The 16486-nt window shown below is 38.4% G+C and carries 13 protein-coding genes; 11 read left to right on the plus strand and 2 right to left on the minus strand.

Features of this window, described 5'->3' with window-relative positions:
* Nucleotides 1-27: 27 nt before the first annotated feature.
* Both dsbB and HII17_RS16780 read left to right on the plus strand, forming a co-directional pair.
* Nucleotides 28-546, plus strand: coding sequence for a disulfide bond formation protein DsbB (gene dsbB, locus HII17_RS16775; RefSeq protein ID WP_169076530.1), 519 nt, complete (start codon nt 28-30; stop codon nt 544-546).
* Nucleotides 547-605: 59 nt separating this feature from the next.
* Nucleotides 606-1991, plus strand: coding sequence for an SLC13 family permease (locus HII17_RS16780; RefSeq protein ID WP_169076531.1), 1386 nt, complete (start codon nt 606-608; stop codon nt 1989-1991).
* A gap of 75 nt (nt 1992-2066) precedes the next feature.
* Here HII17_RS16780 and nagZ read toward each other — a convergent pair whose 3' ends face one another.
* Together nagZ and HII17_RS16790 are read right to left on the minus strand one after the other, a co-directional pair.
* Nucleotides 2067-3077 carry a beta-N-acetylhexosaminidase gene (gene nagZ / locus HII17_RS16785; protein ID WP_235938912.1) on the minus strand — a complete coding sequence of 337 codons (1011 nt, stop codon included), beginning with the start codon at nt 3075-3077 and terminating at the stop codon, nt 2067-2069.
* 98 nt (nt 3078-3175) lie between these two features.
* Nucleotides 3176-3796, minus strand: a complete 621-nt coding sequence (locus HII17_RS16790; RefSeq protein ID WP_169076533.1) for a TetR/AcrR family transcriptional regulator — start codon at nt 3794-3796, stop codon at nt 3176-3178.
* Between the two features lie 1276 nt (nt 3797-5072).
* Here HII17_RS16790 and HII17_RS16795 point away from each other — a divergent pair.
* From HII17_RS16795 to HII17_RS16835, 9 genes are all read left to right on the plus strand, one after another.
* Nucleotides 5073-6911 carry a M2 family metallopeptidase gene (locus HII17_RS16795; RefSeq protein WP_169076534.1) on the plus strand — a complete coding sequence of 613 codons (1839 nt, stop codon included), beginning with the start codon at nt 5073-5075 and terminating at the stop codon, nt 6909-6911.
* Nucleotides 6912-7020: 109 nt separating this feature from the next.
* A complete protein-coding gene (locus HII17_RS16800; RefSeq protein ID WP_169076535.1) occupies nt 7021-7890 on the plus strand; it encodes a substrate-binding domain-containing protein in 870 nt (289 codons plus the stop codon).
* An 88-nt stretch (nt 7891-7978) separates the two neighbouring features.
* Complete coding sequence (locus HII17_RS16805) at nt 7979-9802, plus strand: tetratricopeptide repeat-containing diguanylate cyclase (protein WP_211185399.1); 1824 nt, start codon at nt 7979-7981, stop codon at nt 9800-9802.
* Entirely contained in the window at nt 9792-11162 is a 1371-nt protein-coding gene (locus tag HII17_RS16810; protein WP_211185400.1) for a pepsin-like aspartic protease, read from the plus strand. Before HII17_RS16805 ends, HII17_RS16810 begins: the two co-directional genes overlap by 11 nt.
* On the plus strand, nt 11146-11757 hold the full coding sequence (locus HII17_RS16815; RefSeq protein WP_169076538.1) for a GNAT family N-acetyltransferase: 612 nt from the start codon (nt 11146-11148) through the stop codon (nt 11755-11757). The genes HII17_RS16810 and HII17_RS16815 overlap by 17 nt, the downstream gene beginning before the upstream one ends.
* Nucleotides 11758-11819: 62 nt before the next feature.
* Nucleotides 11820-12632 (plus strand): SAM-dependent methyltransferase, encoded by an 813-nt coding sequence (locus HII17_RS16820; RefSeq protein WP_169076539.1) that lies wholly within the window; start codon nt 11820-11822, stop codon nt 12630-12632.
* A 29-nt stretch (nt 12633-12661) separates the two neighbouring features.
* Nucleotides 12662-12937, plus strand: coding sequence for a hypothetical protein (locus HII17_RS16825; RefSeq protein ID WP_169076540.1), 276 nt, complete (start codon nt 12662-12664; stop codon nt 12935-12937).
* Nucleotides 12930-14684 (plus strand): tetratricopeptide repeat-containing diguanylate cyclase, encoded by a 1755-nt coding sequence (locus tag HII17_RS16830; protein WP_169076541.1) that lies wholly within the window; start codon nt 12930-12932, stop codon nt 14682-14684. Before HII17_RS16825 ends, HII17_RS16830 begins: the two co-directional genes overlap by 8 nt.
* Before the next feature lie 103 nt (nt 14685-14787).
* Nucleotides 14788-16482, plus strand: coding sequence for a GGDEF domain-containing protein (locus tag HII17_RS16835; protein ID WP_169076542.1), 1695 nt, complete (start codon nt 14788-14790; stop codon nt 16480-16482).
* The last annotated feature ends 4 nt before the right edge of the window (nt 16483-16486 follow it).

A 16486-nucleotide genomic window follows, 5' to 3' on the forward strand; every position in this document is an offset into this window, starting at 1 on the left:
CTACAGAATAGTAAATAAGGAAACCACGTGAATTTTATCAGTAATCTTGCAACCAAAAAGCAAGCTTGGGCGCTACTTGCTATATCAGCGTTTGTATTTGAGCTATGTGCATTATTTTTTCAATACGGTATGGGCTTGGCGCCCTGCATCATGTGTATTTACCAGCGCGTAGCTATTTGGGCTATATTCTTTGGTGGCGTTATTACTTATATGGCGCCAAACCAGTTAATCATGAGATTGCTTGGCTATGGACTTTGGGGAACAGGTGCCATTTGGGGGTTAATCATCGCCTTAGAGCATGTAGAAATGCAAAGTGCGACCTTGTCTTTATTTTTTACATGTGACTTTACTCCTAACTTTCCTTCTTGGGCACCATTACATGAGTGGTTACCGTTTTTATTTGAAGCCACAGGCGACTGTGGTGAAATTAGCTGGCAATTTTTAGGTTATAGCATGCCACAATGGATGGTAGTCATATACGGCGCATACACCGCAGTACTAGCGGCTGTACTAGCCTCTAGAATAGCAGCAGCAAAAAATTTATAACTCACTTCTTATTTTGCATATAAGTTAATTAATGTTAGGTTAGCCAGCAATAATAATAAATGTTGGTTAACCTAGTGAAACGTAGTCACTTTATCTTCATCGGCCCACTCGCCGCCGCTATATTCCATTTTTTTCTTATTAGTTTAGGTGTCGATGCAAAAGCATCAATAACTGCTGCAATTACCTTATTAACCGTTATATGGTGGGTAAGTGAAGCTATCCCTATACCAGCAACGTCATTAGTTCCTTTTGCGCTGCTGCCGTTATTTGGCATTATCGATCATAAAAGCGCAGCAAGCGCTATGGGGAGCCATGTCATTCTGCTATTGATGGGCGCCTTTATGTTAAGTAAGGCTTTAGAAAAGTCTGGTGCACATGAGCGATTGGCTGTAGGTATGGTTCATCTTGTCGGCACTAGTAGTGCTAAAAGGCTTGTTTTAGGCTTTATGTTAGCAGCAGGCCTACTAAGCATGTGGATAAGTAATACTGCTACAGTATTAATCATGTTACCGATGGCACTAGCCATATTAAGCCACGTCGACAATCAACGCTTAAAAGTCGCCCTAATATTAGGTATCGCATATGCAAGTAGTGTCGGTGGTTTAGGTACATTGATTGGTACGCCACCTAATGTCATATTTGCCGCTATTTATGAAGAACATACTGGCAACACATTTAGTTTTGTCGAATGGATGAAAATTGGTGTTCCCATTGTATTAGTAGTCATTCCCTTAATGGCACTTTGGTTAACAAGAGGGCTAAAATTAGAACAAGAAATTGAGTTAGATAAACTTGGCAAGTGGCGTATCGAAGAAATCAGAACCCTTATTGTTTTTGGTTTAACAGCACTAGCTTGGATAACTAAGGCAGAGCCTTTCGGCGGTTGGACAGGACTATTAGGTTTAAAAGGCGTTGGTGATAGCACTATTGCGTTATTTGCCGCTGTCGTTATGTTTATCGTGCCTAATGGCAAAGGTAGCAAATTATTAGATTGGGAAACGGCCAATAAAATTCCTTGGGGTATGCTTTTATTGTTTGCCGGAGGCATTTGTATTGCTAAAGGTTTTAGTGCCTCTGGGCTAAGTGCAATGCTAGGCGAATGGCTAACTTCATTGTCGGATCTCGAGCCACTATTGATGATATTAACAATTTGTTTAGTGGTAACCTACCTTACCGAAATTACCAGCAATACCGCGACAGCAACGCTTTTAATGCCCATTTTAGCAGTTGCCGCTTTATCGACCGGTATTAAACCAGAAATGTTAATGATACCTGCAGCGATGGCCGCTAGTTGTGCGTTTATGCTACCTGTTGCCACTGCCCCCAACGCTATTGCATACGGTACAGGTGAAATAGAGATCAGAGAAATGGTAAAAGAAGGCGCAATCTTAAGCTTTGGTGTATCTTTATCTGTCGGGATTATTTGTTATTTATTACTTAACTAATTTGCATAAAGCTAATAATAAATAAAAATAACTCTTTCTAAGGGGGCAAGTAGCCCCCTTTAGTTTAATATTAGGTTAGCTAATTCCTAATATTGTTCTCGCCTGTTGCCACTCTGCCAATTGTGGTAATTGCGAATAATTAATTGAAGTTTTAGGAAGCATTTTTTGTAACCGACTCTGGCTTATCGGATCAGCGATTAGATTAGCGTTGTCAATAACCTCTACTGCCGCACTTCGATTATTGCAGATTAATAACATATCACAGCCAGCTTGCTGGGCGGCTTCACTTCGTTCGATATAGCCACCAATGGAAGCCGCGCCTTCCATTGTTAAATCATCACTAAAAATAACGCCATCAAACCCTAGGTGACCGCGTAAAATTTCTTGTAGCCAAAGTGGTGAAAAGCCAACTGACTTGTCGTCAATATCAGGATAAATAACATGAGCAGGCATCACAGCGTTCACCAAGTTATCCTGCATTAGACCTTTAAAAGGCTGCATATCAATGCCGAATATTTCCTGCTTATTTCGCCCATCCAACGGCATGGCAATATGAGAATCTTCTTTAACACTACCATGACCAGGAAAGTGCTTAGCGGTACACTTCATGCCAATAGAATGCATACCTTGAATAAAGGCCTTCGCAAGTGGTTCAACAACTTCTGGCTTTTGGTGAAAAGCTCTATCACCTATAACTTCAGAAATATCATTAATGTCAACAACCGGTGCAAAGCTGATATCAACACCTACCGACATGACTTCTAGTGCAACAAGCTGTCCTGCACTTTTCGCAAGCAATTTCGCTTCCTCAAGCGAGCCATTTGCCATTTGCCATAATTGGCCCATCGCAGGAATTGCAGAAAACTGTTCGCGAAAACGCTGAACTCTACCGCCTTCATGATCAACAGCAATCAAAATGTCACCATTAGCGCTTGCTTTTATTTGGCGAGTTAACTCGTTCACTTGCTCAGGTGATTGATAGTTACGGGCAAATAAAATTAAACCTCCAACTAATGGATGACCCAAAAGCTCCTTATCTTCACTAGTTAACGATGTCCCATCGACATCTAACATTATTGGTCCCATTTTTTCCCTTTCTTTTAATTGAATACTAAATTTGGGGTATTAAAAAAGCGATATTAAAATATATCGCTTTAATGATAAAACAATTTGTTTTAAGTTTACTATGACAAAGGTGCAGCGACTCCTGCTGCTATATACGGTATAACTTGTTCTATTAAATGCTCTATTTCTAATTGCTTCTCAAAGTCACTTTCAGCGATATCCAATAATGCATCACTCGATGACATAGTAAATACGATAGTTCCCATCGTAAAATGTAAACGCCAAAACATATCTTCAGGAGTAAGCTCAGGATAAGCCTTTTGAACTGCTTGAACAAAGTAAGCGATAACATTCGGGTACTGAGTCGTTAGAAACCAGCGAAGGAAACCTTGGCTATCCGTATAGCCACGACCTAATAATTGAAGAAAATTACTTGTGCCGTTTTCTCTAAATTGATTAAGCGAAAGTAAGGGTTGTACAAAAGCTGTAAATACTTCTTTTAAATCAATTTGCTCTTTTTCATATACTGCCAACAAAGCTTTTTCCAAATTAGGAGCAAGCTCGTTCATATAACGAGACATAACCGCTTTGATTAGTTCTTTCTTAGAACCAAAGTGATAATTTACCGCGGCCAAATTTACTTCTGCCTGACTGGTAATTTCCCTAAGGGATGTTCCGTTAAAACCTTTTACCGCAAAAAGTTCTTCTGCCGCATCTAATATTTTATCTTTTGTACTCATCTTTAACGCGCCAACTGCCAAAATCCATCAAATTTAAACGTTCAGTTTAAACGTGCGTTTAAAATAGCTTAGAAATCACTAGCACGTCAATATATAAGGTAAGTACTCAAATGCTAAAACACTTTTTCTTTCGCTAGAAGAACACTAAAAACCCATTTAACTACGAAAGTTTTATTATTTTTTAAAATTTATGGAACTTTTCTAAAATTGCCCCCTCAAAGTATTCATTAAGCGTTTCTCCCTGGCTCAGCGACCTGATCTGTCAATCGGCACTGAGTCTTTTTTTGGAAGTTATTTAGACGAAGAAATATTAAATTCTTTTAACTAAATAAAAGAACACGTTTAGAGGTGTAAATTACATTTTTAAACAAAGATACAACAGTAAAATACCTGTTAGTTTTATATGATAGTTCCAGTTTTTCGAGACAATTATCTCGTGAAGTGACTTTGTTATACTCTCCCTTATGATTTTGCCCAACTTTTTAGTTGGGCTTTTTTTTCCAACTTTTTTGCCACATACTGCCCTAATTCACCATTACATATTTAAACATTTTACCAACAGTAAAAAACACTGCTCAACGTTAAGATTAATTCAACTTTCCAAGGTAGAAGCTTGTTAAGTGACTTTGTTATACTCTCCCTTATAACTTCGCCCAATCCATTCGATTGGGCTTTTTTTATGCTCATATTTAACAATAAAATTGTGTAACACCACCAGTTACAAATTTGCACAAAAATTCAACATCAAAAAACACAAAAATTGGCTACAGTGTGTACAGCTTTCCAGATAACCGCTGTGAAGTGATTTTTCTTTGTTTCATGAATTTTGCCCAACATTTTAGTTGGGCTTTTTTTTCCTAGCTTTTTCGCTAAATACCGCCCTTTTCACCATTACATATTAAAACACTTTATCAACAGTAAAAAACACTGCTCAGCGTTAAGATTAATTCAACTTTCCAAGGTAGAAGCTTGTTAAGTAACTTTGTTATACTCTCCCTTATAACTTTGCCCAATCTATTCGATTGGGCTTTTTTTACCTTTAAAATTAATAAGTTAATAAAAAATCATTAAATAATCCTGCTAACTTTGAAATATAGGTCTACACTTAATAGTGCTTGGCATTGAAGCCTGTTGTAAGCGTAATGTAAAACTTCCTTGTTTCATGAAATATCGGCCGCATAGCAGTGACGCTATGCGGCCGAACCCTTTCTAGACTTTAAAAAAATATTCCCTGCTTTATACTGGCTATTCCTCCAAATAATAATAGTTAATTTATATGTCCAATATTTTTAAAGTTACCGCTATTGCAGGTGCCCTTGCACTAGGCTTGAGCGGTTGTAATCAACAAGCTGAAACAACAACAAAAGATCAACCACAGGTGCAAGCACCACTGACTAGCCAAGATGCAGAAACTTTTTTAACAAACGTTGAAAATGAAATGAAGGCACTTAACATAGACGGCGCTCGTGCTGAATGGATCTACCAAAACTTCATCACAGAAGATACTGCAAAGTTATCATCTGAAGCTGCGCAAAAGTCTACTGAAGCAGGCGTAACATTCGCTATGGAAGCGGCTAAGTTTGATGACGTTGAAGTAACTGAAGATCAACGCAGAAAACTCAACATTCTTAAACAGAGCTTAGTCATTCCTGCACCGCAAGATAGCGAAAAATCGGCGGAACTTGCCAAGCTTGGTGCTGATATGGGCGGTATGTACGGTAAAGGCACATACACCACTAAAGCGGGCGAAAAGTTAAGTTTGGTTGCAATGTCAGCCAAAATGGCTAGCTCGCGCGACTACGACGAATTACTTGAGTTATGGCAAGGATGGCGCACCGTAAGTCCAGATATGAAACCAATGTACGAGCGTCAAGTTGAACTTGCGAATGAAGGTGCACAAGGCCTTGGCTATAAAGATTTAGGTGCAATGTGGCGTTCAAACTACGATATGCCTGCTGACGAGTTTGCCAAAGAGTTAGATCGCTTATGGGGCCAAGTAAAACCATTATACGACGACTTGCATTGTTATGTTCGTGGTGAATTAGGTGAGAAATACGGCACAGACAAAGTACCACAAGACGGGCCAATTCCAGCTCACTTGTTAGGTAATATGTGGGCTCAACAATGGGGTAATATTTATGATCTAGTTGCACCAGAAAATGCTGATCCTGGCTACGATGTTACTGAACAATTAGCCGCACATAACTATGATGAAATTAAAATGGTTAAAGGTGCTGAAACTTTCTTTACCTCGTTAGGGTTTGAAGCACTGCCAGAGACATTCTGGACACGCTCATTATTTGTTAAGCCTGAAGATCGCGACGTGGTATGTCACGCATCAGCATGGAGCTTAGATGGTGCAGACGATATCCGAATAAAAATGTGTATTCAAAAAACAGGTGAAGAATTCGCTACTATTCACCACGAATTAGGTCACAATTTCTATCAACGTGCCTACAAAAACCAACCTGTGTTTTATCAAAACTCTGCAAACGATGGCTTCCATGAAGCGATTGGTGACACCATAGCGTTATCAGTAACACCAAAATACTTAAAAGAAATTGGCTTAATCGACACTATTCCTGACGAGTCAAAGGATATTGGCTTATTAATGAAAATGGCATTAGATAAAGTTGCCTTTATTCCATTCGGTTTATTAGTAGACCAATGGCGTTGGAAAGTATTCTCGGGCGAAGTAACGCCAGAGAACTACAACACAGCGTGGTGGGAATTACGTGAAAAATACCAAGGTGTTGCAGCGCCAGTTGATCGCGCAGCAGACGCATTTGATCCAGGTGCCAAATATCACGTACCGGCAAATACACCTTATTCACGCTACTTCTTAGCTCATATTCAGCAATTTGAATTCCATCGTGCACTTTGTGAAATTGCGGGCAATACTGAAGCGATTCACCGTTGCTCTATCTACAACAACAAAGATGCTGGTGCTAAATTAAACCAAATGCTTGAAATGGGCTCAAGCCAACCATGGCAACAAGCTTATAAAGTGGTAACAGGCAACGAACAAATGGACGCAACAGCTATCCTAGATTACTTTGCACCACTTCACACTTGGTTAAAAGAGAAAAATAAAGATCGCCAATGTGGTTTCTAACCATCAATTTTTATAATAAAAAAACGCTCCATTAATGGGGCGTTTTTTTATCCACATTCTATAATTATTGGTAACGGCATCTATTGTAAAATAAACTATGAGCAAAGGAATGAAGTCACTCTATGCGTTGCTGCTAATTCTACTTGTTCATACCCCAGCTATCGCTAACGAAAAAGAAAACAATACCTTATTCATTGTTGGCTCAACATCAATAGGTAAGCTAGTTGAAGTAACGCAAGCACCTTTTTTAGCACAATCAGGTATTAAGTTACTTGTGCGCCCTATTGGTTCAGACAAAGGCGTAGTTTCTATTGCAGAAGGCGTATCAGATTTAGGTATTGTTTCACGTTATTTAACCCCTAAAGAGGTAAACAAATGGCCAGAATTATCGCAAATCACATTTGGTCAAGACGCCATTGTATTCCTCGCTAATAAAGCAAGTGAACTTACTAACCTTAGCTCGACACAAGTCGTTAATATGTATACTAATCAACGCCAAGGAGATATCAGTTTATTTAGCAAAGGAAAAAGACATGGCACACATCAATCATTTTTAGATTTTTTTGAATTAGAAAGTATGCCAGCCCCACTAAACAATAATAAACTGGTTTTTAAAAAGCGCGGTATTAATCAATTATATGGCCAAGTAAAAGCCAAAATGTACAACAAGATAAACCAAGCGGTAGCTAATATTTCTCGTACACCTAATAGTAAGACTTTCGAATCATTAGGTGCTTTTAAAATATATAGTCAAACGGGTAATGTCGACAATGTGAAAGTGTTAAGCCTCGACGGGCAACTTCCGATCATTAATGACAAACTAAACCCCAAATACCAATTTAAACGACCATTAAATATCATTATTGCATCGCGAGTTTCAGTCAACGCACAGCAGTATATTAACTACTTGCTTAGCGACTCGGGACAGTCATTATTGAAAAAGCACTACTTTCTGCCATTGAAATTAACCACCGACTAGACTAGGGTAATCGATTAAAAATAAAGTCTACTCATATGTTTATGATTAGTAAATTTGTAGACTCAAACCAACTTTAAGCGATTTAAATTTGATAAGTAGTTCCATTCTTTCACGCTTCATTATTAAGTTTTTTGAATATATGTTAGTGGTAATATTCACCTTTACATATGCTCATGCCCAAGAAATTTCGACCGAAATTAATAATGCTCAAGACAATGAAACTGAATCAAGTATTGATATTACTCGAGACAATGTAGAGCAACAGCTCATTTACGCCAACTCAATTAGAACAAGTTCGCCACAAGCGCATAATGCGCTATTAGCCAAGCTTATTGCTAGCAAATCAATGATGAACCAAGCGCAACAGCATTTGTTACGTTTGTTAATAGCCTATAAACACACTTATGACGGGAAATACAATGAAGCGATAAAAGCTCTAGAAAAACTAATTGCAGAAAAACCTAAAGAACATACGTTAGCTCGTTCACACGGTTTATTGGTAAACGTTTCATTAATAAATAAAAATTGGCTGTTAGGGTTTAAACACCTAGCTATTTTAAAAGATATTTCGTCCCGCACATCTAATAAAGAAACATTAGAGCGATATACATCCTTGTCTGTCATGTTTTACAGGGCAATCGGACAGTATGAAATAGCGCTTGATTTAGCGAGCGAAGGATTAAAACATACGATAACGTTGCGAGATAAATGCTTTTTAACAAGTGATATTGTTAACTCATTGTTAGCACTTAATAAAATATCAACTCTCGACATTGCAATTCAAGAAGTCACTTCACTTTGCGATAGTATTAAAGAGCATATAGTATCTGGCTTAGTTCGAACCAAAGTGGCGAATAAATATATAGAAAATGGAGAAGCGACTGAAGCAATTAGCTTTTTATTGCCCTACGAGCAAATTGTAGAGCAAACTTTATATCCGAGGCTTATTTCTGAATACAACTACATGCTAGCGAAAGCCTATTGGTCAAATAAGCAATACAAAAAAAGCGAGCAATTTGCGCGAAAAGCCTACCAAGTAGGTAGGGACATTATTACAAGCCATCCAATGGTCGACACCCTAAAACTACTTTATCAATTAGAGAAATTAAAAGGTAATAGCGCTTCAGCACTTAACTATTTAGAAGAATATATTAAAGCCGACAAAGCTTACTTAACCGAAGCTACTGCCAAGGCTCAAGCCATTCAAATTGTTACCGAAAAAACAGCCCAAAAAGAAGCCGAAATAAAGCGCCTCAATCAGCAAAACATCGAACTAAATACTCAAAAACAACTAGCGAGAGCTAAAGCAGAAAATTCAACTTTATTGGTAACTCTATTAGTTGTTATCTCCATTGCCGCAATTTCTTGGGTATTTTTCACATTAAAATCTAAAAAGCGATTAAAAGCCTTAGCTGAAAAAGATGCGTTAACCGGTATATTTAACCGCGGAAAGTTAGTTATATCCGCAGAAGAATTACTTAAATACTCGCTCAACACCAAACAGCCAGTAAGCTGTATTATGTTTGACCTAGATTTATTTAAGTCAATCAACGACCAATATGGCCATTTAGCTGGTGATAAAGCGTTACAACAAACGGCGCAGATTATAAGTACCATTTTAAGAAAAGCAGATATATTCGCTCGATTAGGAGGTGAAGAGTTTTGCATTATCTTACCGCAATGTAACAGCCAAGCAGCTATGATGATTGCAGAAAAATGCCGAGATGAAATAGCGCAACAAATTTGCCAAACTGATGAACAGCAATTTAGCTTTACGGCTAGTTTTGGAGTAACTACCAGTTATTTGTCAGGTTATGATATTAATAGAATGATTGCCGATTCTGACACCGCCATGTATCAATCAAAAGAGCATGGCCGTAACCAAGTCACTCTATTTTCCAATGAAACATAAAAATCACATTAGCAATGTCTATAACAAACTCAGTAAAGAAACAAAATCGTCAATGAACGCCATACCTTTAGCTTTAACCAATGTATATGCCAAAGGAGACTATACCGCTTGCCTTTATCTAGGTAGCGAACAATCTCCTGTTAATTTAATTATAGATACCGGCAGTAGCACGCTAGTGGTTGAACCTTCTGCTTATCAGCCAGATAAAGATAAAACATTAGTGGCAACACCAGCTGTGCAAGAGGTTAATTATGGTATTGGCGGCTGGGCAGGTGCAGTAATTCATAGCCAATTGCATTTTTTAGATCACAACCACGACCCAAATGAGCAAACCAAAGTAGCCGATACGTCCATTGCAATTGTAGAGGCAGAACCAAGCAGCACATTTGGCCAGGCAGACGGCATTTTAGGTATGGCTTATCATCACCTGAACAAAAGCTTTGATCTAAGTGACTACTTCCACAATGCGGACTTGTCATCAGATAATAGCTACCCTTGGCCATTTAATATCAGCAGCGATGTAACTCCTGAAAACCCACCCAATTTTGTTGATTTGCGAGCGTTTAAATCATTTCTCTGGAAATACCCTGAACATGATATTAAGCCCTTGTTTACGCAAATCGCAGAGCAACATATCGTTGAAAATCGCTTTAGTTTTTATGGCAAACGTTCAAGCGTAAATGTAGAAGCACCAGGTATAAACGCCATTACCAACAAGCCCGAAGAACTTACGACATTACAGCAAGATCCACTTAATCAAGGGCAGCTTATTTTAGGCGGAGGTGAAGCACAAACGCACCTTTACCAAGGCGAATTTCAATACATTAAAGTACTGCACGACGTTTATTACAATGTTGAGTTGCTATCACTACAAGTAGGCGACAACCCTCCGATTACCGCTGCGCCGTTGGCGGAAAAAGACATACACAACTACTTTACCAATGCCATAGTTGATACAGGTGCCAGTCTTACTGTATTAACACACGAGCTATATGAACAAGTTATCGAGCAACTTTCCAAGGTTAATCCTGAATACTCAAAATTGCTCGCCTCGTTTACTGATGTAAAAGCGCAATATAAAGGTATAGATGCCAGCCAACTCGACTTAAGCCAATGGCCAGATATTACCTTTAGCTTTACTGGTGAAAATGGCGAGCCTGTCTCCCTCACCTGCCCACCAACACACTACTGGCAAACCAATACGCCAGAACAAGGCAAAGCTTGTTTTAAACTGTTAAGCCAGTTGCCAAACTGGCCTAATCAAACGCTAGTTGGCCTACCGCTGATTACGAATTACTACACAGTGTTTGATCGTACAGTAGCAGATACAGGAGTGATTAGTTTTGCCAAGCAACGTTAGCCATTTCACTCCTCCAAGTCTGGAATTCGAGACACGTAGAGTTAAATTTGAGTTGTTATCAGAAGATGAAAGCGCATTTTATGTTTCCCTCTATTGCGATCCAAAAATAATGCGCTTAATTGGCTCTCCACTGTCCTCAACTACTGCTAACAAAGCGTTTACAGCCACCTTAAAGGCAAATAAAAAACCTTTCGGAGAGAAATCACACATGAAAGTGTGGGTTGCCAAATGTAAAGAAAGTAGTTCCCCATTAGGGATTGTTTCTTTAAATTGGTTGGCAATTGAATTTCAGGAAAAAGATAAAGAAAAGCATGTAATTGCACCAAATGATAACGAGCCAGAAATAGGCATTATTTTATCTAGACAAGCACACGGCAAGCAGTTAGCTGAAGAGGCCATAACTGGCCTACTTTCATTCGGTTTTTCGCAATTAAAAATACCTAAATTTCACACGTTTTATCAGCAAAAAAACATTGCTGTACGTAGGTTTGTAAAGAAATTAGGTTTTGAATTTAGCGAAGTACTTTCACCATTTAAGGCTAACACAACCTATCAATATATTACGCCCACTACCTTTAAACCATTTGTCAGATAAATTTGCTGAATCAAATTAATAAATAAGGTATAAATACGTTAAACGAAAACAATAAATAGTTTATGTCTGGTAGTTTAGTTTGTGTCGGCCTAGGAATGAAGTTAGGCGCACATATTTCCCCTATTTCCAAAAGTCATATCGAGCAAGCCGACGTAGTGTTCTCACTTGCGTCAAACGGTGTAATTGAGCAATGGGTTGATGAAATGAACCCAAACGTAATCAGTCTTCAGCCATATTATCAAGAAGGTAAATCTCGAAACATTACCTACAAAGAGATGATTGACGCCATTTTGCAGGAAGTTAAAGCAGGAAAAAAAGTGGTTGGCGCTTTTTATGGTCACCCTGGAGTGTTTGCATTTGTCCCTCATAAGGCAATAGAGATAGCACAAAACGAAGGCTTTAATGCTTATATGGAGCCGGGAATTTCAGCTGAAGATTGCCTATTTGCTGATTTAGCCATTGATCCAGGAAAATACGGCTATCAACAGTATGAAACGAGTCAATTTATGTTTTACCAAAGATTGATTGATCCCTCTGCCTACCTTGTACTTTGGCAAGTTGGAGTAGCTGGCGATCGCTCTTTAGAGAAACATAATACAGGTTCAGCCCATCGCCAAATCTTAGTAGAGTTGCTTTTAAATACATATCCTGCAGATCACAAAGTCATACTATATCAGGCGAAAGTACTACCAACCGATAAAATAAGAAGTGATGAAATTTTACTTAAGGATATAGTATCTGCCGATTTATTTATGCATACTACATTAGTAATTCCGCCAAGTGAAAAAATGAAACCAAACAATAAGATATTGGCAGAATTAGAAAGACTTGAAGAACAGAATAATTATGCCCCGCATTTAAAAGTTATCAAATAATAATTTATAAACCAAAGGAAGCAATAAGTATGACAAAATTACTTACAACTCTAGAAAAAATAGCGCAAGACGCTTCATTGCAATCGGCAGAGGCATTAGCAGCATTTGTTGAGCAAGCAGATCTTTCAGAGCAAGAGAAAGCAATAATCCTTAAACAAGATAGTGACGCAATTGCAGCTAAATTAGACGTTAAAAAAGATATTGTTTGCTTTATCGTTCCTGCAGAAGATGACGAGCCAGCTAAGGAATCAGATGAAGAAGAAAAAGATAAATCTGAAGAAAGTAAGTTAGTATCAAATGGCTAACCATTTTTTCTCTAAGCTAATAATCGTAGGGATTATTAGCTTTTTTGTTTTCCCTATATATGCAAATACCGATTATGACGCCAAATTAAAGGCGTTAGACAGTATTCGTAGCAGCGATAATAAAAAGTTCATAGAACAATTAGCAGAATTTGAAGCAACAGAAAAATCTCTTAGTCCATATCAACAACAACATTTAAAGTATTTACAAGCATACAAAGCAACCTTTAGCGGCAACTTAGAAGAAGCAGTAAAACTAAGTAAAGAACTTACGGGCCCAGAAACAAACGAAGAGTTTAGATTTAGAAGTAGCCTTTTACTGCTAAATACATTGGCTGTTTCTAAAAATTGGCAAGAGGGTATGGCATACCTGACCTTAATAATTGACTCACTACCAAACCTTACTAGCGTAGAATTACGAGATACAGGGATAGCAGTTATACTGCAAACTTATGTCCTCTACGGGCAATATGATGAAGTTATCAATTTCAATAGAAATAGTTTGAGCGCGAATCCATCACCAAGAAATAATTGTTTGGTCAATTGGTTTACGTTAGATGCAAAAATTCAATCGGGCAACATTAAGGTCAATTCTCCTGAATTTGATAAAGTAGAAAGCCTATGTAGTTTGGCCAACGAGCCTCTCGTAACTAATATAGTAAGACTTAGAGAAGCACAATTATACCTAACCAAAGAAGATACTGATCAAGCGCTGATGATTTTATTGATGGCACAAGATGATGTAGTAAAAGCCAATTATCGACGTCTTATAACTGAAGTACACGCTACTTTTGCAAACGCTTATCTAGCTAAAGAAAACTTAGAGCGAGCAAAAGAATTCGCAAACAAAGTTATTGAAAACATTAGTGGCTTAGAGACTACAGAGCCCGCTAGGATCGCCTATGAAGTTCTTTACAAGTTAGCAAAATCTCAACAGGATCATGAAAATGCTCTCGCTTATTATGAAAAATACACCTCAACCGATAGAGCATACTTAGACGAGATTGAGGCAAAGGCGCTAGCATTTCAAAAAGCAAAGCAAAACTCAATTTTACAAAAGTCTGAAATTAATCTGCTTAACAAACAAAACGAACTACTCAATAGTCGCAACGAATTGCTAAAAGCCGAACAGTCTTTAGCTCAATCAGAAGCCGAAAACACTCGCTTAGTTGCCGCACTACTAATGGCGATTGTAACACTGCTCACCTTCTTCGGTTATCGCTCATGGCGCACACAGCGTCGCTTAAAGACCCTTGCTGAGTACGATTATTTAACCAAGGTATATAACCGCGGTCACTTTATGACTATTGCTGAAGACACTTTGGCGCTTGCTCAAAAAGCGAAACAAAACGTCACATGTATAATTTTTGATTTAGACAAATTTAAGTCAGTGAATGACACCTACGGCCATAGCGCGGGTGATTGGGCGTTAAAAGCGACGGTAGCCGCGGTAAAAGACTGTATTCGCGAGAATGATATTTTCGCTCGCTTAGGTGGTGAAGAGTTTATTATTTTATTACCAAGTTGTGACATTCAAGCAGCAACCTATGTGGCAGAGAAGTGTATTCACAAGTTACAAAAAATAGATACAACTGAATCAGGACATGACTTTACCATTACCGCAAGCTTTGGTATAACCACATCAAAGATTTCTGGGTATAACATTAGCGCACTGAGCACAGATGCGGATGCAGCGCTTTATAAATCTAAAGATAATGGCCGTAATCAATTGACGATCTTTGAAAAATAGTCATTTTTAACGTTTAATAGTTATAAGGTCTTGATTTAAGAATTATTAAATTCGAATGACAAAACGCTTCCTAATCAAGCCACTACTTTTTTTAGTGGCTTTTTTGTATTTTTCTCCCACAAGTTGTTTTGCAGCAGATTCATCGTTAGTTGACGAACTCATTGCAAAAGCAGAGAAAGTTCGAAGCAGTGACCCGAATCAACTCTCTACCGTGCTGAATGAACTTAGCACTTATGAACAAAGCTTTAACAAGCATCAACTTGCAAAATATCTATATTTAACAGCGTATAAAAAGTCTTTCATTGGTGAGATCGATACCGCAATCGAAATTGCAGAGAGTATTTCATTATCCAAAGAGCCAACAGCATTTCAAGCAAGGGTTCACCTTTTCATCGCTAATATTGCCGGCATTAAAGAGGATTGGGAGCTATCCTTGAAAAACCTTAATCAAGGAGTAAAGCTTTCAGAACTAGAAGGCTCTGCTGATATGCTGGCTTCAAGTTACATTATTGCAGCTATCACCTTCAACCTAATGTATCAGCACGATCTCGCGTATGCATTTGCTAAGAAACTTTTAGACTTAGAAGTCAACGAAAGGCATTATTGCGTTGCTCAGCAGTCCTATATTGAGTCGAGCCTATACACGAATCGGATAGACGTTTTTAGCTCAGAAATAGACAATGCAATTAAAGCCTGTGAATCAATCAATGAGCACCTTTGGGCACATGTAACTCGGATGTACGTAGCCAAAGCGCTAAATAGGCAGCAGCGCTTTCAAGAAGTTGTAACGTACCTAAAAGAACATATTGAAGGCATAGAAAACACTAAATACCCAAGAGTCATTATGGGTGTTTACGCCGAATTAGCAGAAGCCTACTTTCAGATTGGAAACTACCAACAAGCTAAGCTTTACGCAAAAAAAGCCACCGAAACACCACTTTCGATTAAATTTACTGAGCCAGTAGTGACGGCATACAAAGTACTTTATGAAGTGGCAAAAATTGAAGAAGCACCCGTAAGTGCCCTTTCATATTTTGAAAAATATCATCAAGCCGATAAGGCGTACTTAAGTTCGGTTAACGCTAAAGCCATTGCTTATCAATTGGTTCAACAGCAAACCCAAGAAAAACAAATTACTATCAACTTGCTAAACAAAGAAAATGAACTGTTAAAGGTGGAACAGTCACTAGCTCAAACAGAAGCAAACAACAGCCAACTGGTTGCAACATTAGCCTTTGTTATTGCAGGACTACTCGCCTTACTTGGTTATCGTTCGTGGCGAACCCAGCGCCGATTAAAAATATTAGCTGAATACGATTATTTAACCAACACCTACAATCGTGGTCACTTTATGACATTGGCTGAAGAAACTTTGTTTCTAGCCAAAACATCCAACAAACCCGTCGGATGTATTATCTTTGACCTCGACAAATTTAAGCTCGTTAATGACACATATGGCCATGACGCCGGAGACTGGGCGCTTAAAGCAACAGCGAAAGCGATTAAGGAATGTATTCGCGCCAATGATATTTTTGCTCGCTTAGGCGGTGAAGAGTTTTTAATTTTGTTGCCAAGCTGCGATGTCTATGCAGCTGCAAACATCGCAGAAAAGTGTATAGATAAACTTCAACAAATAGATACTCAAGACTCTGGCTATAAGTTCACGATTACAGCCAGCTTTGGTGTCACTTCTTCTGATTTATCAGGTTATGACGTTGCAAAGTTAACTTCTGACGCAGATATTGCACTTTACCAGTCCAAGAACGGTGGTCGAAATAGATTTACTATTTTCGAATAAATAG

It is taken from the genome of Thalassotalea algicola (genome assembly GCF_012932965.1).
Lineage (GTDB): Bacteria > Pseudomonadota > Gammaproteobacteria > Enterobacterales > Alteromonadaceae > Thalassotalea_F > Thalassotalea_F algicola.

Coding starts and splice junctions, on each gene's coding strand:
- HII17_RS16780 (WP_169076531.1), top strand. CDS start 606: ATGTTGGTTAACCTAGTGAAACGTAGTCACTTTATCTTCATCGGCCCA.
- nagZ (WP_235938912.1), bottom strand. CDS start 3,077: ATGGGACCAATAATGTTAGATGTCGATGGGACATCGTTAACTAGTGAA.
- HII17_RS16790 (WP_169076533.1), bottom strand. CDS start 3,796: ATGAGTACAAAAGATAAAATATTAGATGCGGCAGAAGAACTTTTTGCG.
- HII17_RS16795 (WP_169076534.1), top strand. CDS start 5,073: ATGTCCAATATTTTTAAAGTTACCGCTATTGCAGGTGCCCTTGCACTA.
- HII17_RS16800 (WP_169076535.1), top strand. CDS start 7,021: ATGAAGTCACTCTATGCGTTGCTGCTAATTCTACTTGTTCATACCCCA.
- HII17_RS16810 (WP_211185400.1), top strand. CDS start 9,792: ATGAAACATAAAAATCACATTAGCAATGTCTATAACAAACTCAGTAAA.
- HII17_RS16820 (WP_169076539.1), top strand. CDS start 11,820: ATGTCTGGTAGTTTAGTTTGTGTCGGCCTAGGAATGAAGTTAGGCGCA.
- HII17_RS16825 (WP_169076540.1), top strand. CDS start 12,662: ATGACAAAATTACTTACAACTCTAGAAAAAATAGCGCAAGACGCTTCA.
- HII17_RS16830 (WP_169076541.1), top strand. CDS start 12,930: ATGGCTAACCATTTTTTCTCTAAGCTAATAATCGTAGGGATTATTAGC.